Annotated in this window: 17 protein-coding genes; 13 read left to right on the forward strand and 4 right to left on the reverse strand. The window is 71.4% G+C overall.

The window, feature by feature from the left end:
* Positions 1–24 precede the first annotated feature (24 nt).
* A complete protein-coding gene (locus tag N869_RS00480) occupies positions 25–1,083 on the forward strand; it encodes a TerC family protein (RefSeq protein WP_052104792.1) in 1,059 nt (352 codons plus the stop codon).
* Between the two features lie 28 nt (positions 1,084–1,111).
* Here the strand turns inward: N869_RS00480 and N869_RS00485 are convergent, their stop codons facing one another.
* A complete protein-coding gene (locus N869_RS00485; RefSeq protein ID WP_035056309.1) occupies positions 1,112–1,420 on the reverse strand; it encodes a YciI family protein in 309 nt (102 codons plus the stop codon).
* Between the two features lie 149 nt (positions 1,421–1,569).
* On the opposite strand from N869_RS00485, the gene N869_RS00490 reads away from it, so the two are divergent.
* Entirely contained in the window at positions 1,570–2,769 is a 1,200-nt protein-coding gene (locus N869_RS00490; RefSeq protein WP_035056403.1) for a serine/threonine-protein kinase, read from the forward strand.
* On the forward strand, positions 2,766–3,095 hold the full coding sequence (locus N869_RS00495; RefSeq protein ID WP_035056312.1) for a hypothetical protein: 330 nt from the start codon (positions 2,766–2,768) through the stop codon (positions 3,093–3,095). Before N869_RS00490 ends, N869_RS00495 begins: the two co-directional genes overlap by 4 nt.
* A gap of 31 nt (positions 3,096–3,126) precedes the next feature.
* Here the strand turns inward: N869_RS00495 and N869_RS00500 are convergent, their stop codons facing one another.
* Entirely contained in the window at positions 3,127–3,795 is a 669-nt protein-coding gene (locus N869_RS00500; RefSeq protein WP_035056315.1) for an MBL fold metallo-hydrolase, read from the reverse strand.
* A 100-nt stretch (positions 3,796–3,895) separates the two neighbouring features.
* Here N869_RS00500 and uvrA point away from each other — a divergent pair, with 100 nt between their 5' ends.
* Positions 3,896–6,757: an excinuclease ABC subunit UvrA gene (gene uvrA, locus N869_RS00505; protein ID WP_035056318.1), complete on the forward strand. Its 2,862-nt coding sequence runs from the start codon at positions 3,896–3,898 to the stop codon at positions 6,755–6,757.
* A gap of 15 nt (positions 6,758–6,772) precedes the next feature.
* Here uvrA and N869_RS00510 read toward each other — a convergent pair whose 3' ends face one another.
* Positions 6,773–7,288 carry an OsmC family protein gene (locus N869_RS00510; RefSeq protein ID WP_035056320.1) on the reverse strand — a complete coding sequence of 172 codons (516 nt, stop codon included), beginning with the start codon at positions 7,286–7,288 and terminating at the stop codon, positions 6,773–6,775.
* 94 nt (positions 7,289–7,382) lie between these two features.
* Between N869_RS00510 and uvrC the strand changes: the two genes are divergently transcribed.
* From uvrC to N869_RS00555, 9 genes are all read left to right on the forward strand, one after another.
* Entirely contained in the window at positions 7,383–9,398 is a 2,016-nt protein-coding gene (gene uvrC / locus N869_RS00515; protein WP_035056323.1) for an excinuclease ABC subunit UvrC, read from the forward strand.
* A gap of 77 nt (positions 9,399–9,475) precedes the next feature.
* Entirely contained in the window at positions 9,476–10,414 is a 939-nt protein-coding gene (rapZ, locus tag N869_RS00520; protein WP_035056325.1) for an RNase adapter RapZ, read from the forward strand.
* On the forward strand, positions 10,411–11,406 hold the full coding sequence (locus N869_RS00525) for a gluconeogenesis factor YvcK family protein (protein ID WP_052104794.1): 996 nt from the start codon (positions 10,411–10,413) through the stop codon (positions 11,404–11,406). Before rapZ ends, N869_RS00525 begins: the two co-directional genes overlap by 4 nt.
* A 4-nt stretch (positions 11,407–11,410) precedes the next feature.
* Positions 11,411–12,391, forward strand: coding sequence for a DNA-binding protein WhiA (gene whiA / locus N869_RS00530; RefSeq protein ID WP_035056327.1), 981 nt, complete (start codon positions 11,411–11,413; stop codon positions 12,389–12,391).
* A gap of 188 nt (positions 12,392–12,579) precedes the next feature.
* On the forward strand, positions 12,580–13,587 hold the full coding sequence (gene gap / locus N869_RS00535; protein ID WP_035056329.1) for a type I glyceraldehyde-3-phosphate dehydrogenase: 1,008 nt from the start codon (positions 12,580–12,582) through the stop codon (positions 13,585–13,587).
* A 114-nt stretch (positions 13,588–13,701) separates the two neighbouring features.
* The gene (locus tag N869_RS00540) at positions 13,702–14,892 is read left to right on the forward strand and encodes a phosphoglycerate kinase (protein ID WP_035056331.1); all 1,191 of its coding nucleotides are present in this window, start codon (positions 13,702–13,704) and stop codon (positions 14,890–14,892) included.
* Entirely contained in the window at positions 14,889–15,683 is a 795-nt protein-coding gene (tpiA, locus tag N869_RS00545; protein ID WP_408606331.1) for a triose-phosphate isomerase, read from the forward strand. The genes N869_RS00540 and tpiA overlap by 4 nt, the downstream gene beginning before the upstream one ends.
* 169 nt (positions 15,684–15,852) lie before the next feature.
* Complete coding sequence (gene secG, locus N869_RS00550; RefSeq protein WP_035056336.1) at positions 15,853–16,095, forward strand: preprotein translocase subunit SecG; 243 nt, start codon at positions 15,853–15,855, stop codon at positions 16,093–16,095.
* A 15-nt stretch (positions 16,096–16,110) separates the two neighbouring features.
* Positions 16,111–16,458 (forward strand): RNA polymerase-binding protein RbpA, encoded by a 348-nt coding sequence (locus tag N869_RS00555; RefSeq protein WP_035056338.1) that lies wholly within the window; start codon positions 16,111–16,113, stop codon positions 16,456–16,458.
* 63 nt (positions 16,459–16,521) lie between these two features.
* Here the strand turns inward: N869_RS00555 and pgl are convergent, their stop codons facing one another.
* Positions 16,522–17,268 (reverse strand): 6-phosphogluconolactonase, encoded by a 747-nt coding sequence (pgl, locus tag N869_RS00560; RefSeq protein WP_035056407.1) that lies wholly within the window; start codon positions 17,266–17,268, stop codon positions 16,522–16,524.
* Between the last annotated feature and the right edge of the window lie 18 nt (positions 17,269–17,286).

A 17,286-nucleotide genomic window follows, 5' to 3' on the forward strand; every position in this document is an offset into this window, starting at 1 on the left:
CACGTCCTGTACCGGAGGAACCCCGTGAACGTGCCCACCTGGGTCTGGCTCGCGACCGTCGCCGGCATCGTCGGCCTGCTCGTCTTCGACTTCTACGCCCATGTACGCACCCCCCATGAACCCACGTTCCGGGAGTCCGCGTGGTGGTCGACGTTCTACATCGCCCTCGCGCTCCTGTTCGGCGCCGGTCTTCTGGTGGTCGCGGGGGCCGGCCACGGTGGTGAGTACTTCGCCGGCTACGTGACGGAGAAGAGCCTGTCGGTCGACAACCTCTTCGTGTTCCTCATCCTCATCACCAGGTTCGGTGTCCCACGGCCCTACCAGCAGAAGGTCCTGCTCGTCGGTGTGGCGATCGCACTCGTGCTCCGCGGGCTGTTCATCTGGGCGGGGGCGGCGATGATCGCCCAGTTCTCGTGGGTGTTCTACCTGTTCGGCCTGTTCCTCGTGTACACCGCGATCAAGCTTGCGCGCGAGGAGCATCAGGAGCAGGCGCCGGCCGAGTTCCACGAGAACCGGGTCCTGCGCCTGGTGCGCAGGGTCCTGCCCGCCACCGACGGCTACCGGGGTGACCGTCTGACGGTCGTGGAGGCAGGTCGCCGGCTCGTCACCCCGATGCTCATCGTCATGATCGCGATCGGGACGACCGACCTGCTGTTCGCGCTCGACTCGATCCCGGCCATCTTCGGGCTGACCCGTGAGCCCTACATCGTGTTCACGGCCAACGCCTTCGCACTGCTGGGCCTGCGTCAGCTGTACTTCCTCATCGGCGGGCTGCTGCAGCGTCTGGTGTTCCTCGCCCAGGGCCTGGCGTTCATCCTCGCGTTCATCGGTGTGAAGCTCGTCCTGGAGGCGCTGCACACCAACCAGGTGTGGTTCATCAACGGCGGCGAGCACGTCGGTTGGGCCCCCGAGGTCCCGATCTGGTTGTCGCTGTCGGTGATCCTCGGGACGTTGGCCGTCGCCACGGTGGCGAGCCTGGTGGTCACGGCCCGCGGACGTCGGGACGTGGCCTCACGCACGCAGGAGCAGGCCGTCGAGCAGCAGGCCGGCGTGCCGGTGGATCGGCAGCCCGACGGCCGGTGACCGGAGCGGGCCCGGCTGGTGCGGGCCGTCAGGACCAGGGGCCGATGACCGGGTCCCACCGGCGGACGACGCGCTCGGTGACGAGCCCTTCCCGCCGGAAGGGGTCCTGGTCGAGCACGGCCAGGACCCCTTCCGGGGAGTCACCCCGCAGCACCAGGAGCGCCCCGGCGGCTGCGCCCCCGGCGGGCTCGGGTGAAGGTGGCCCCACCCAGGGCCCGCTGGCGAGCAGGACGTCCCGGGCCAGGAGGCCCTTGAGGAACTCCCGGTGCTCGGGACGGACCTCGCTCCGGCGGTCGTCACGGTCGTCGTACACGTATTCGACGCAGTAGGTGCTCACGGGTGAATTCTGCCCGCACCGGCCCCGCTCCGTCCGCTCAAGGTGCGATCACCTGCGTGTCGCCCTAACGTCGGGAGCGCTGGGTCGTGAGAGTCGTGCGCCCGTCCCCCGCGTGGTGCTTCTCACGACGCGAGGAGATGGAGGCGGACGTGACGCACGCCGACACGGCCCGTGGTGTCGTCCTCGACGGCAGGTACCGCATCGAGGAGGTCATCGGCCACGGAGGGATGTCGACGGTCTACCGGGCCCACGACGACGTGCTGGACCGGGACGTGGCGGTCAAGATCTTCCCGCCCTCCTCGGAGGCCGCGCACACGCGGCGGCACCAGTCCGAGATGCACGTCCTGGCCCGGCTGAGCCACCCGGGCCTGGTCACGCTCCACGACGCGGGGTCCGCGCACGCGGGTGGGCCCGGTGAGCAGACGTACCTGGTGATGGAGCTGGTCCCGGGGCCCACCCTCGCCGACCACCTGGCCGGCGGGCCGATGCCCACCTCGCACGTGGCCCGGATGGGCAGGCAGCTGGCGGACGCGATGGCGGCGGTGCACGAGGCAGGTGTGGTCCACCGCGACATCAAGCCTGCGAACGTGCTGGTGGTCGACCGCGACGCGGTGACGGACGAGGACCCGGCCGCGGCCCTGACCACGGGGCCGCTGGTCAAGCTGGCCGACTTCGGGATCGCGCGCCTGGCCGACGGGGCCCGGCTGACGATGACCGGCACCACGCTCGGGACGGCGACCTACCTCAGTCCGGAGCAGGCGGCAGGTGGGGAGGTGGGGCCGGCCACGGACGTCTACGCGTTGGGGCTCGTCCTGCTCGAGTGCCTGACCGGTGAGAAGGCGTTCCGTGGGACGGTGATGGAGGTGGCAGCCGCACGCCTCAACACCGACCCGACGGTCCCGGAGTCGCTGGGGGAGCAGTGGGGGGCTTTGCTGGCGCGCATGACCAGGAGGGAGGCGGCCGACCGGATCTCCATGCGCCAGGTCGTGGTCGAGCTCACCCGTGTCCTCGGGGAACCGACGGACGAGATCCCCACCGGTGCGCTCCCCGCCGCCGAGGCGCCCTCTGCCGGGTCGGGCGGCACGGAAGAGGGTGCAGGACAGGGGCGCTCGGGCCGCTCCGCGGCCGCGGTGACGATGTCGTTGGGTGCGGTCCCGCGTGGTCGGTCTGCCGGCACACGGCGCCGGGTCCCGACCCCGATCCTGGTCATGGCGGTCGCACTGCTGGGGCTGACCGTCGGTCTGATGGTGCCTCGGGGCGACCAGGGCGTGCCGCGTGGGGACCTCCCGGTGGTGGAGGGGCCCCTGGGGGAGGCGATCGACGACCTGGCCCGGAGCGTCGAGCCGTGAGGCGGCGCGCGGGGGCGTGGCGGTGGTGCGTGGCCGCGGGTGCGGGCGCGCTGCTCTGGGCGGCGTCCGCGTGCAGCCCTGCGGTGGACCTCGACCCGAGGGTCGCGACCGAGCTCCAGGAGGCGGTGGAGGACCTTGCGCGGGCAGCGGCCGAGGGTCGTTACGACTCGGCGGACGTCGCCGCCGACAGGGTCCGCGAGATGCTCGAGCGTGCCGCGGAGGACGAGGCGGTCTCGTTGGGTCGCTACCGTGCCATCGACGACGCGCTGACCCGCACCCAGGCGGAGATCGACAGGATGCGTGTCGAGGAGCCGCTGGTGCCGTGACCGGGGCCGGCGACCGCCGAGCCCGCCCGGGTCACCACCCCCGGGCCCGCCACTCACCCAGGGCCGGCCGCTCGGCCCCGAGGGTCGTGTCCCGTCCGTGGCCGGGGTACACCCAGGTCGTGTCGTCGTAGGCCCCGAAGACGCGCTGCTCGAGGTCGTTCATCAGCTGCTCGAAGTCGCCGGGGGTGGCGGTCTTGCCCGGTCCACCGGGGAACAGGCTGTCCCCGGTGAAGAGGTGGACCCCACCGTGCGCGGCGGGGGCGTGGTAGGCGAGGGCCACCGACCCGGGGGTGTGCCCCCGCAGGGAGATCACCTCGAGCGCCACCTGGCCTACGGTGATCACGTCGCCGTGGCGCAGGTGCTCGGTGGTGACCGGGAGGGCGTGCGCGTCGGCCGTGCCGGCGAAGGACCGCGCTCCGGTGACCGCGACCAGCGACTCGAGCCCGTCGTGGTGGTCGCGGTGCCGGTGGGTGGTGACGACCGACTCGAGCGTTGCCGATCGGGACCCCTCACGGACCAGGCCGAGCAGCCTCTCGGGGTCGGCTGCCGCGTCGATCAGGAGCTGGCGCCCGGTGTGCCGGCAGGTGAGCAGGTAGGTGTTGTTGTCCATGGGGCCGACGGAGGCCTTGCGGATCACGAGCGCGTCGAGCGTGCGCGTGTCGGACGGGCCGTGGACGACCACGTCGCCGGTGTAGGCCATGGGCCCATGATGCCGCCGTCGTGGCTGGTGCGCTCCCCGTCCCGCACCGAACGTCTTCGAACAACTGTACGAGACGGGTCGGGCCACCTACGATGGCGACGTGAACGACCGTCTGCGCGTCCAGGGCGCCCGTGAGCACAATCTCCGCAACGTCGACATCAACCTCCCGCGTGACAGCCTCGTGGTGTTCACCGGGTTGTCCGGTTCGGGCAAGTCCTCGCTGGCGTTCGACACCATCTTCGCCGAGGGGCAGCGGCGCTACGTGGAGTCGCTGTCCGCCTACGCCCGCCAGTTCCTGGGGCAGATGGACAAGCCCGATGTGGACTTCATCGAAGGGCTGTCGCCCGCGGTGTCGATCGACCAGAAGTCGACCAACCGCAACCCCAGGTCGACGGTGGGCACGATCACCGAGGTGTACGACTACCTGAGGCTCCTGTTCGCGAGGGCGGGTACCCAGCACTGCCCCGTCTGCGGGGAGCAGGTGAGCAGGCAGACGCCCCAGCAGATCGTCGACCGGCTCCTGGAGCTGCCGGACGGGACCCGCTACCAGGTGCTCGCCCCGGTGGTGCGGGGGCGCAAGGGGGAGTACGCGGAGCTGTTCGCCGAGCTGCAGTCCAAGGGGTTCGCGCGCGCCCGGGTGGACGGTGAGGTCGTCCAGCTGTCCAGCCCGCCCACCCTCGAGAAGAAGCTGAAGCACACCATCGAGGTCGTGATCGACCGCCTGGTGGCCAAGGAGGGGGTCCAGCGGCGGTTGACGGACTCCGTGGAGACGGCACTGGGGCTTGCCTCGGGCCTGATGCTCGTGGAGCTCGTGGACGCCGACGAGGACGACCCGGGTCGCGAGCGCCGGTTCTCCGAGCACCGGGCCTGCCCCAACGACCACGAGCTGACGCTCGACGAGATCGAGCCCCGTACGTTCTCGTTCAACGCGCCCTACGGGGCGTGCGCGGAGTGCACGGGGATCGGCAGCCGGCTTGAGGTCGACCCGGACCTCGTCGTCCCCGACGAGGAGGCGACCCTGGCCGAGGGTGCCGTGGCCCCGTGGGCGCAGACGTCCTCGGAGTACTTCCAGCGTGTGCTGGTCGGCCTCGCCGAGGAGCTCGGGTTCTCCATGGACGTGCCGTGGCGGGCGTTGCCCGAGCGGGCCCGCAAGGCGGTGCTCTACGGCAAGGACCACAAGGTCCACGTGAAGTACCGGAACCGGTGGGGCCGGGACCGTCAGTACTCGACCGGTTTCGAGGGCGCGGTCACGTTCATCGAGAGGCGGCACGCCGAGACCGAGTCGGAGTGGTCCAAGGACCGCTACGAGTCCTACATGCGGGAGGTGCCGTGCCCGGTCTGTGACGGCGCCCGCCTGAAGCCCGAGGTGCTGGCCGTCCGTGTCGGGGACCGGTCGATCGCCGAGGTGTGTGCGTTGCCGCTGCGTCAGGCGCGGGACTTCCTCGCGGACCTGGCCCTGGGCGAGCGCGAGCGCGCGATCGCCGAGCAGGTCCTCAAGGAGATCCAGGCGCGGCTGGGCTTCCTGCTCGACGTGGGCCTGGACTACCTGTCGCTGGACCGCCCCGCGGGCACGTTGTCGGGCGGTGAGGCGCAGCGCATCCGGCTCGCGACCCAGATCGGCTCCGGTCTGGTGGGGGTGCTGTACGTGCTCGACGAGCCGAGCATCGGGCTGCACCAGCGCGACAACCGCCGGCTGATCGACACCCTGACCCGGCTGCGGGACCTGGGCAACACGCTCATCGTGGTCGAGCACGACGAGGACACGATCCGCACGGCCGACTGGATCGTGGACATCGGCCCCGGTGCGGGGGAGCACGGGGGCCGGGTGGTGCACTCCGGTGACCTGGCCGGGCTGCTGGCCTCCCAGGAGTCGGTGACGGGGGCCTACCTCGCCGGACGGCGGCAGATCCCCATGCCGGCCTCGCGGCGCACCCCGCAGAAGGGACGCCGGCTGACCGTCGTGGGGGCACGTGAGCACAACCTCCAGGGTGTGGACGTCTCGTTCCCGCTCGGGTGCCTGGTCGCGGTGACGGGTGTCTCCGGGTCGGGGAAGTCGACGCTGGTGAACTCGATCCTCTACACGGTGCTCGCGAACGAGCTCAACGGTGCCCGCCAGGTGCCGGGGCGGCACACGCGCGTGACGGGCCTGGACGGGCTGGACAAGGTCGTGCACGTGGACCAGGGGCCCATCGGGCGGACACCACGCTCCAACCCTGCGACGTACACGGGCGTGTGGGATCACGTGCGCAAGCTGTTCGCCGAGACGACCGAGGCGAAGGTCCGCGGCTACATGCCGGGACGGTTCTCGTTCAACGTCAAGGGCGGCCGCTGCGAGGCGTGCTCCGGTGACGGCACCCTGAAGATCGAGATGAACTTCCTCCCGGACGTGTACGTCCCGTGCGAGGTGTGCCACGGTGCGCGGTACAACCGGGAGACCCTCGAGGTGCACTTCAAGGGCAAGACCGTCGCCGACGTCCTGGACATGCCGATCGAGGAGGCGGCCGAGTTCTTCGCCGCCGTCCCGGCGATCTCGCGGCACCTGAAGACGTTGGTGGACGTGGGCCTGGGGTACGTGCGCCTGGGCCAGTCGGCGCCCACCTTGTCCGGCGGTGAGGCCCAGCGGGTGAAGCTCGCCAGCGAGCTGCAGCGACGCTCCAACGGCCGCACCGTCTACGTCCTGGACGAGCCGACCACCGGGCTGCACTTCGAGGACATCCGCAAGCTCCTGGGCGTGCTGCAGTCCCTGGTCGACAAGGGCAACTCGGTGATCGTCATCGAGCACAACCTGGATGTGATCAAGAACGCCGACTGGGTAATCGACATGGGCCCCGAGGGTGGCTCCGGTGGCGGGACCGTCGTCGCCGAGGGGTCACCGGAGGACGTCGCCCGGGTGGCGGAGAGCCACACGGGACGGTTCCTGGCCGAGGTGCTCGAGCCGGTCCCGGACCGCGCCACCGCGTGAGGTGCGGTCAGGGGGTCAGGTGGCGGTCGCGGCCTCCTGCGCCACCCGCAGGCCGGGCGGGTCGATCGTCACCGGAAAGCTCACCGACCGTGCGATGAAGCAGTGCTCGTGCGCCCGGGCGTGGAGGGCCTCCAGGTCGCCGTCGGTGATCGGGCGGCCGTCCTCGCGGGTGGCGGACTCGAGCGTGACCAGAGGGTGCAACCGCACACCGGTGAACTGGCCGTGACCGGCACCCTCGACCCGCATGGTGCCCTGGGCGTTGTCGATGTAGCCGACGACCACCACCCCGTCGGCCGACGCCAGGTGCAGGAACCACAGCATGTGGCACTGCGAGAGCGCACCGACGAGCAGCTGCTCGGGGTTGTACCTGGACGCGTCCCCACGGAAGGCGGGGTCCGCCGACCCCGGCAGCGGGGCCTTGCCCTCGAACCGGACCTCGTGGTCACGGCTGTAGGAGGTGTAGCTTCGGGTCCCCTCCGCTCCCGGGGCGGACCACTCGACCAGTGCGTCGTACGTGTGCAGGAGTCCCATCAGCCCACGCTAGCGGCCCGTCGGCCGCTCGGCGACGCCAGGTCGGGCCCGCACCTGGTCAGGGGCGCCCCCGCACGGACCTAGGCTCGTCACCATGGCCGATCCCTCGACCTACAGGCCCCGCCCGGGCCAGGTACCCGACTCACCCGGGGTGTACCGGTTCCGGGACGAGCACGGGCGCGTGATCTACGTCGGCAAGGCCAAGAGTCTGCGTGCCCGGCTCGGCAGCTACTTCCAGGACCTCTCGGCGCTGCACCCCCGGACCCAGCAGATGGTCACGACCGCGGCGTCGGTGGAGTGGACGGTGGTGGGCACAGAGGTCGAGGCGCTGGCCCTGGAGTACTCGTGGATCAAGGAGTACGACCCCCGTTTCAACGTCAAGTACCGGGACGACAAGTCCTACCCGTTCCTGGCCGTGACCCTGGGGGAGGAGTACCCGCGGGTCCAGGTGATGCGCGGGTCCAAGCGGCCCGGGACCCGGTACTTCGGTCCCTACGCCCACGCGTGGGCGATCAGGGAGACCGTGGACCTGCTGCTGCGCGTGTTCCCGGTCAGGACGTGCTCGGCGGGGGTGTTCCGACGGGCGGAGCAGACCGGGCGACCGTGCCTGCTGGGGTACATCGACAAGTGCTCGGCACCGTGCGTGGGGCGGGTCAGCGCCGAGGAGCACCGGGCCCTTGCCGAGGACTTCTGCGCCTTCATGGCGGGGGAGACCGCCACGTACGTGCGCCGTCTGCAGCGACGCATGCAGGAGGCGTCCGAGGCACTGGAGTTCGAGACCGCCGCCCGACTCCGTGACGACGTCGCGGCCCTGGAACGGGCCACCGAGAAGAACGCCGTCGTCCTGCCCGACGGGACCAGCGCGGACGTGTTCGCCCTCGTCGGGGACGAGCTCGAGGCCGCCGTCCAGGTGTTCCACGTCCGTGACGGCCGGATCCGCGGTCAACGGGGCTGGGTGGTCGAGAAGGTCGAGGACGTCACGGACGGTGAGCTCGTCGAGCACCTGCTCCAGCAGGTGTACGGCGACACCGACCAGGTCCACGACGTCGACCGCAGCTCCCAGGGCTCCCGCCGGCCCGAGCGCGCCACCACCCCGGGTGCTGCGGTACCGCGGGAGGTGCTGGTCCCGGTGCTGCCCCCGGACGTGGAGCAGGTGCAGGCGTGGTTGGGCACCCTGCGGGGTGGTCGGGTCGAGGTGCGGGTGCCGCAGCGCGGCGACAAGAAGACCTTGTCCGAGACCGTGCGCCGCAACGCCGAGCAGGCGCTCGCACTGCACCGCACGCGGCGCGCCGGGGACCTGACGACCCGCAGCCAGGCCCTGCAGGAGATCCAGGAGGCGCTGGGGCTGCCGGCCGCGCCGCTGCGAATCGAGTGCTACGACGTGTCCACCACGCAGGGCACCCACCAGACCGCGTCCATGGTGGTGTTCGAGGACGGTCTGCCGCGCAAGTCCGAGTACCGGCACTTCGTCGTCCGCGGCCCGGACGGCGACGGGGCACGGGACGACACCGCGGCGATGCACGAGGTCATCACGCGCCGGTTCCGTCGCCACCTCGAGGACCAGGCGAAGGCCGGTGCGGACCTCGCAGGGGTGGGGACCGGTGAGGTCGTGGCCGCGACCGGCGAGCGCCGACCGCGTTTCGCCTACCCGCCCAACCTCGTGGTCGTCGACGGCGGGGAACCGCAGGTCGCCGCCGCCCGGGCCGCGCTCGACGCGCTCGGCGTCGACGACGTCGCCCTGTGCGGCCTGGCCAAGCGGCTCGAGGAGGTGTGGGTGCCCGACGACCCCTACCCGGTGATCCTCCCGCGCGGCTCCCAGGGCCTGTACCTGCTGCAACGGGTGCGTGACGAGGCCCACCGCTTCGCGTTGCGGCACCACCGGTCCCGACGCAGCAAGGGGATGACCTCGTCGGTGCTCGACGAGGTCCCCGGCCTGGGCCCGGCACGCGCCGCGGCGCTGCTCGCCACGTTCGGCTCCGTGGCGCGCATCCGGCAGGCGGACGTCACCGACATCGCCGCGGTCAAGGGCATGGGCCCACGCACCGCCGCCGCCGTCGTGCAGGCCCTGAACGGCGACACGCCGAGGGAGGCACCCGGCCCCTCGCTGTGACGGCGCTGTGACGGCGCTGTGACGGCGCACCGGCGGCGACCCGTGCCAGCGCCAGGGGGCACTGGCATGCTGGACCCATGAGCAACGAGCCGCCGCCCGACACGGTGCCGGAGGGTGTCCCGGCGCTGGAGGCCTCGACGTCCACGCCCGAGGGGGAACCACCCGAGCTGCTGGTGATCACCGGCATGTCCGGTGCCGGCCGGTCCCGTGCCGCCGCCGTCCTGGAGGACCTGCACTGGTACGTGGTCGACAACCTGCCCGCCCAGCTCCTGACACAGATGGCGCGCATGATGACCGCGGCGCCGGGTGGTGTGCACCGCCTGGCCGCGGTCGTGGACGTCCGGGGCCGGGAGTTCTTCGCCGACCTGTCGCACGTCATCGACTCCCTGCGGGCCGTCGGCCACAACTACCGGCTGCTGTTCCTCGACGCCTCGGACGCCGTGCTGGTCCAGAGGTACGAGGCCGTCCGCCGCCCCCACCCCCTGCAGGGCGAGGGCACCATCCTCGACGGCATCGCCATCGAGCGGCAGCTCCTGCGAGAGATCCGTGAACGCGCCGACGTCCTCATCGACACCTCCGAGCTGACGGTCCACGACCTGGCCAGGGAGGTCCGTCAGGCCGTGACCGGCGGCGCCGAGGAGGCGCTGCGCATCAACGTGCTGTCGTTCGGGTTCAAGTACGGAATCCCCCTGGACGCCGACCACGTCGTGGACATGCGGTTCCTGTCCAACCCGTACTGGATCACCGAGCTGCGGCACCTCACCGGCCGGGACGCCCCCGTCCGGGACTACGTCCTGGGGCTCCCGGGTGCGACCCAGTTCATCGAACGCTACGTCGACGCCCTGGAACCCGTGCTCGCCGGCTACCGCAACGAGGAGAAGCGGTACGTCACGATCGCCGTCGGCTGCACCGGGGGCAAGCACCGGTCGGTGGCGCTGTCCGAGAAGCTCGCCGGCACGCTGCGCGAGTCCGGCCACCGGGTGGTGGTCGCCCACAGGGACCTGGGACGCGAATGACGGTGACCGGGTTCCCCGCCGGCCCCGCAGGTCAGGGGCCGGCGGTGGTCGCCCTCGGGGGCGGCCACGGCCTGTCGGCGAGCCTGTCGGCGCTGCGGCTGATGTCCGACCGGCTCACCGCCGTGGTCACCGTCGCCGACGACGGCGGGTCCTCCGGGCGGCTGCGCAAGGAGATGGCCGTGCTGCCGCCCGGGGACCTGCGCATGGCGCTGTCGGCGCTGTGCGACGACACCGAGTGGGGGCGGACCTGGCGGGACGTCCTGCAGCACCGGTTCCGTTCCGAGGGCGACCTCGACCACCACGCGGTCGGCAACCTGCTGATCGTGGCGCTGTGGGAGCTGCTCGGCGACACCGTCGAGGGCCTGGACTGGGTCGCGCGCCTGCTGGGTGCCCGCGGGCGGGTCCTGCCCATGGCCGCGGTGCCCCTGGAGATCGAGGCCGACCTGGTCGACGAGCGCGGCGGTCGCCGCACCGTGCGCGGGCAGTCCTCGCTCGCGAAGGCACCCGGCAGGGTCGAGGCGATACGGCTGATCCCCGACGACCCGCCCGCCTGCCAGGAGTCCGTCGCCGCGGTCCACGACGCCGACTGGGTGGTCCTGGGGCCGGGCTCGTGGTTCACCTCGGTGATGCCGCACCTGATGGTCCCCGGGCTCGCCGAGGCCCTGCACACCACCCGGGCACGGCGGTGCGTGACCCTCAACCTCAGCCCGGAGTCCGGCGAGACCCCGGGGATGACGGCCGAGGACCACCTGCGTGCGCTCGCCGACCACGCCCCCCGCCTGCGGGTCGACGTGGTGCTCGCCGACCCGAGCGCGATCGACGACGTGGTGGGTCTGGAGGGACGCTGCGCGGACATGGGCGCCGAGCTCCTGCTGCGGCAGGTGCGGGTGGGGGACGGGTCCGCCCGGCACGACGCCCTGCGGCTCGCGGCGGCCTACCGTGACGCGTTCGAGGGATTCCTCGGGGACGTGGGCACCAGCGTGGCAGGATGACGTCATGGCGCTGACGGCACAGGTGAAGGACGAGCTCGCCAGGTTGCCCGTCGACAGGACGTCGTGCCGTAAGGCCGAGGTCTCCGCCACGCTCAGGTTCGCCGGTGGTCTGCACATCATCTCCGGTCGCATCGTCATCGAGGCCGAGCTCGACACCGGCGCAGCCGCACGCCGGCTGCGGACGTTCGTCTCCGAGGTCTACGGCCACACCAGCGACGTGGTCGTGGTCAGCGGCGGCGGGCTGCGCAAGGGATCCCGGTACGTGGTGCGCGTGGTCAAGGACGGGGAGTCGCTGGCCCGCCAGACCGGGCTGCTCGACAACCGTGGCCGTCCCGTGCGGGGCCTTCCGCCGCAGGTGGTGTCCGCGGGCCTGGGTGAGGCCGAGGCCGCGTGGCGCGGGGCGTTCCTCGCCCACGGTTCGCTCACCGAGCCGGGTCGGTCGGCGGCCCTGGAGGTCACCTGCCCCGGGCCGGAGGCGGCACTCGCCCTCGTCGGCGCCGCGCGCAGGCTGGGGATCGGCGCCAAGGCCCGTGAGGTCAGGGGGGTGGACCGGGTCGTGATCCGGGACGGCGACGCCATCGGGGCGATGCTCACCCGCCTGGGCGCCCACGACGCGGTCATGGTGTGGGAGGAGCGGCGCATGCGCCGCGAGGTACGGGGCACCGCGAACAGGTTGGCGAACTTCGACGACGCGAACCTGCGTCGCTCGGCGCGGGCCGCGGTGGCCGCCGGCGCCCGGGTCGAGCGGGCGTTCGAGATCCTCGGGGAGGACCTGCCCGAGCACCTGCGTGAGGCCGGTCGGCTGCGCCTGGAGCACAAGCAGGCGTCGCTGGAGGAGCTGGGCCAGCTCGCGGACCCGCCGTTGACGAAGGACGCCGTCGCCGGACGCATCCGTCGGCTCCTCGCGACTGCTGACAAGCGCGCCCAGGAGCTGGGCATCCCGGACACCGAGGCGGGCCTCAGCGCGGACATGCTGGACGTCTGACGGCACGCCCCGGCAGGTGGGCGGACGGCAGGACAGACGTCCCGGCGGCAGGTGTGTCGTGCGTGTAACCTGGGTCTCATCTGGGGATCGACAGTCACGGTCCGGCCAGGCGCGTACAGGGCCGTACGCAACGTCAAGCGACCAATTGAGCGTGTCGGCTACTACCGGCGCGCGCCGAGGAGGGCATTGTGACCATCCGCGTCGGAATCAACGGCTTCGGCCGTATCGGACGTAACTTCTTCCGTGCAGTGATCGAGTCGGGCGCCGACATCGAGATCGTCGGTGTGAACGACCTGACGGACAACAAGTCCCTCGCGCACCTGCTCAAGTACGACTCGATCCTGGGCCGCCTGGCGCAGGAGGTCACCTACGACGAGACGTCCATCACCGTGGGCGGCAAGTCGTTCAAGGCGCTCGCCGAGCGCGACCCGGCCGCCCTCCCGTGGGGCGAGCTCGGCGCCGACATCGTCATCGAGTCGACCGGTATCTTCACCGACGGGACCAAGGCGAAGGCCCACCTCGACGCCGGTGCCAAGAAGGTCATCATCTCCGCCCCGGCGAAGAACGAGGACGCGACCTTCGTCGTGGGTGTCAACCACACCGAGTACGACCCGGCCGCGCACAACATCGTGTCCAACGCGTCGTGCACCACCAACTGCCTCGCCCCCCTGGCGAAGGTCCTGGACGAGGCGTTCGGCATCGAGCGTGGTCTCATGACCACCATCCACGCCTACACCCAGGACCAGAACCTCCAGGACGGCCCCCACAAGGACCCGCGTCGTGCGCGTGCCGCGGCCCTCAACATGGTGCCGACCTCGACCGGTGCCGCCAAGGCCGTGTCGCTGGTGCTCCCGCAGCTCAAGGGCAAGCTCGACGGGTACGCCATGCGGGTGCCCACGCCCACCGGCTCGGCCACGGACCTGACCTTCACCGCCAAGCGTGAGGTCACCGTCGAGGAGGTCAACGCTGCGGTCAAGGCTGCCGCCGAGAGCGACGCGCTCAAGGGCATCCTGGTCTACACCGAGGACCCGATCGTCTCGACCGACATCGTGACCGACCCCGCCTCGAGCATCTACGACGCGGGCCTCACCAAGGTCATCGGCGACCAGGTCAAGGTCGTCTCCTGGTACGACAACGAGTGGGGCTACTCCAGCCGTCTGGTGGACCTCACGGTCTACATCGGCGAGCGTCTCTGACGCCCCGGCACGACTGAGCAGCGACAGGCGTCCGCGTGCTCCGCGGGACCACACCCTCGGAGCACGCGGACGTCGTCGCATCATGCCCCTGCACCCGATCTGTGAAGGAACTCCATGAAGACCATCGACGACCTCGGTGACCTGCGCGGCAAGCGCGTGCTGGTCCGGTCGGACTTCAACGTGCCGTTGGACGGCACGACCATCACCGACGACGGCCGCATCCGTGCGGCGCTCCCGACCCTCCAGGCCCTTCTGCAGCAGGGTGCACGGGTCGTCGTCACCGCACACCTGGGCCGCCCCAAGGGTGAGCCCGACCCGACGTTCTCCCTCGCTCCCGTCGCCGCCCGGCTCGGCGAGCTCCTGGACCAGCCCGTGGCCCTCGCCTCCGACGTCGTCGGCCCGTCGGCCCACGCGACGGTCGAGGGCCTCCAGGACGGTCAGATCGCCCTCCTGGAGAACATCCGGTTCGACGCGCGTGAGACGTCCAAGGACGACGCGGCCCGCGGTGAGCTCGCCGACGAGCTGGCGGCGCTCGCCGACGCGTTCGTGTCCGACGGTTTCGGTGTGGTCCACCGCAAGCAGGCATCGGTGTTCGACGTCGCGCAGCGTCTCCCGCACGCGGCCGGCACCCTGGTGCGGGCCGAGGTGCAGGCCCTCCGGAAGGCCGTCGAGGCGCCGGACCGTCCCTACGTCGTGGTCCTGGGTGGCTCGAAGGTCTCGGACAAGCTCGGCGTCATCGCCAACCTGCTGACCAAGGCCGACAAGCTTCTCATCGGCGGCGGCATGGTCTTCACGTTCCTCAAGGCCCAGGGCCACGAGGTCGGGGCGTCGCTCCTCGAGGAGGACCAGGTCGAGGCCGTCAAGGGTTACCTCGCCCAGGCCACCGAGCGCGGCGTGGAGATCGTCCTGCCGGTCGACATCGTCGCCGCGGACTCCTTCGCGGCCGACGCCCCCCACGAGACCGTGTCGGCCGACGCGATCCCCGCGGGGAAGATGGGCCTGGACATCGGTCCACGCTCCGGTGAGCTGTTCCGTGAGGCGATCCTGGGCGCGAAGACGATCGCCTGGAACGGTCCGATGGGTGTGTTCGAGTTCCCGGCCTTCGCCGAGGGCACCCGCGCCGTCGCCCAGGCTCTGGTCGACACCGACGGCTTCTCGATCGTCGGTGGCGGCGACTCCGCCGCCGCGGTCCGCAAGCTCGGCTTCGACGAGGCCGGCTTCGGTCACATCTCGACCGGCGGGGGCGCGAGCCTCGAGCTTCTCGAGGGCAAGACCCTTCCCGGCATCTCGGTTCTGGAGGACTGATGGCACGCACACCCCTGATGGCCGGCAACTGGAAGATGAACCTCGACCACCACGAGGCCACCCATCTGGTCCAGAAGCTCGCCTGGACGCTCAAGGACGCCAAGCACGACTACTCGACGGTCGAGGTCGCCGTCCTGGTGCCCTTCACCGACATCCGCTCGGTGCAGACCCTGGTCGACGCCGACAAGCTCGAGCTCGCCTACGGTGCGCAGGACGTGTCGGCGCACACCTCGGGGGCCTACACCGGTGAGATCTCACCGGTGATGCTCGCGAAGCTGGGTGTGCGCTACGTGGCGGTCGGGCACTCCGAGCGTCGTGAGCTCCACGGCGAGGACGACGCGCTGTGCGCCGCGAAGGTCCGTTCGGCATTCGGTCAGGGCATCACGCCCATCCTGTGCGTGGGTGAGGGCCTGGACGTCCGCAAGGCCGGGAACCAGGTCGCGCACACCCTGGCGCAGGTCGACGGGGCACTCGAGGGCCTCTCGGCCGAGCAGGCCGCCACGATCGTCATCGCCTACGAGCCCGTCTGGGCGATCGGCACCGGTGAGGTCGCGACGCCCGAGGACGCCCAGGAGGTGTGCGGCGCGATCCGGGCACGGCTGGCCGAGCTGTACGACGCCGAGCTCGCCGAGGGCGTGCGGGTCCTGTACGGCGGTTCGGTGAAGTCGGGCAACGTCGCGTCGATCATGGCGCAGCCGGACGTGGACGGTGCGCTGGTCGGTGGCGCGAGCCTCGACGCGGAGGAGTTCGCCAAGATCGTGCGGTTCCAGTCGCACGAGGTGGGTCTCTAGCAGCACCCGGCCCGGTCGGGGCGGGGCTGCCACGCCCTGCCCCGACCGCCGTCGCCGACACCTGTCATGGACGTGTCATGGACGGTGTTGGTCGGATCACACCCCTGTCGCCTATCCTTGGGCGGGCGCCCGCCGGCGCCGACCCCGACGAGTGAGGACATTCGAGCACGTGGACGCCCTGCGCATCATCCTGCAGATCCTGCTGGTCCTGACCAGCTTCCTCGTCGTACTCCTCGTCCTGTTGCACAAGGGCAAGGGCGGTGGCGTCTCGGACATGTTCGGTGGGGGCGTGACGAGCAACGCCGGCAGCTCCGGTGTCGCCGAGCGGAACCTCAACCGGATCACCATCGGTCTCGCGCTGCTGTGGACCGTCATCATCGTGCTGCTGGGCTTGATCCAGCGCGTGAGCTGAGACCGGAGGACCATCGTGGCCAGCGGTAGTGCGATCAGAGGATCTCGAGTCGGCGCAGGTCCCATGGGGGAGGCGGAGCGCGGTGAGGCTGCGCCCCGGTTCCTGGTGTCCTACTGGTGCGCGAACGGGCACGAGACCCGGCCCAGCTTCTCGCAGGAGGGCGGCGCCGAGGCGCCCGAGACCTGGGACTGCCCGCGCTGCGGTTTTCCCGCCGGGCAGGACAAGGAAAACCCTCCGTCCCCGAGCCGGAACGAGCCGTACAAGACGCACCTCGCGTACGTGAAGGAGCGGCGCAGCGACGAGGACGGGGCAGCGATCCTCGACGAGGCTCTCGCGGCGTTGCGCGCGCGACGCGGCGGCTGACCTCAGGTCTGAACGGCGAAGGCCCCCACCAGTGCCGGTGGGGGCCTTCGCCGTGCTCGTGCGTCAGCCCGCTGCTGCGGCATCGACCAACCACAGGGTCCGGTGACGGCCCAGCACCCGTGCGGCGGGCAGCGGGTCCGTGTCACCGGGGTCCAGGGCCCTGGCGACGGCCGGGGCCTTGTCCTCCCCGCCCACGACCAACCAGACCTCGTCCGCGGCCTCGATCGCGGCGAACGTGAGGCTCACCCGGTGGGGCGGTGGCTTGGGCGACCCGTGGACGCCGACGACGGTGCGGTCGAGCACGTCGCACGCCTCGTGCCCGGGGAACAAGGACGCCACGTGACCGTCGGGCCCCACGCCGAGGAGGACCACGTCGAACGCCGGGAGTGCGGGGCCGGCGTCGTCGACTCCGCTCTCGGCGTGACGTGCCAGCTCGGCCTGGTAGTCGTCCGCCGCGGACTCGGGGGAGTCGTGGGCGTCCGAGGGTCCCATCGGGTGGATGTTCTCCTCGGGGACGGGCAGGTCGTCCAGGAGGGCCTGCCGCGCCTGGGTGACGTTCCGGTCCGGGTCACCGTCGGGGAGGAAGCGCTCGTCACCCCACCACAGGTGGACCCCCGTCCAGTCGACGGCGTGGCGGACGGGGGACGCCGCGATCTCGCTGAGCGTCCGGATCCCCACCGTGCCGCCGGTGAGGGCGACGTGCACGGGCCGGTGCGTGGACTGGGCGTCCACGAGTCGTACCAGGAGTCTGGCCGCGGTCGTCGCGGCGAGCGTCGCTGCGTCCGGGTGGACGATGACGGTGCGGTTCATGCTGCTCCTGCCTTCCTC

Source organism: Cellulomonas bogoriensis 69B4 = DSM 16987 (assembly GCF_000767165.1).
In the GTDB taxonomy this organism is placed as follows: Bacteria; Actinomycetota; Actinomycetes; order Actinomycetales; family Cellulomonadaceae; genus Actinotalea; species Actinotalea bogoriensis.

Coding starts and splice junctions, on each gene's coding strand:
- N869_RS00500 (WP_035056315.1), bottom strand. CDS start 3,795: ATGGCCTACACCGGCGACGTGGTCGTCCACGGCCCGTCCGACACGCGC.
- rapZ (WP_035056325.1), top strand. CDS start 9,476: ATGAGCAACGAGCCGCCGCCCGACACGGTGCCGGAGGGTGTCCCGGCG.
- N869_RS00525 (WP_052104794.1), top strand. CDS start 10,411: ATGACGGTGACCGGGTTCCCCGCCGGCCCCGCAGGTCAGGGGCCGGCG.
- N869_RS00540 (WP_035056331.1), top strand. CDS start 13,702: ATGAAGACCATCGACGACCTCGGTGACCTGCGCGGCAAGCGCGTGCTG.
- uvrC (WP_035056323.1), top strand. CDS start 7,383: ATGGCCGATCCCTCGACCTACAGGCCCCGCCCGGGCCAGGTACCCGAC.
- N869_RS00510 (WP_035056320.1), bottom strand. CDS start 7,288: ATGGGACTCCTGCACACGTACGACGCACTGGTCGAGTGGTCCGCCCCG.
- pgl (WP_035056407.1), bottom strand. CDS start 17,268: ATGAACCGCACCGTCATCGTCCACCCGGACGCAGCGACGCTCGCCGCG.
- whiA (WP_035056327.1), top strand. CDS start 11,411: ATGGCGCTGACGGCACAGGTGAAGGACGAGCTCGCCAGGTTGCCCGTC.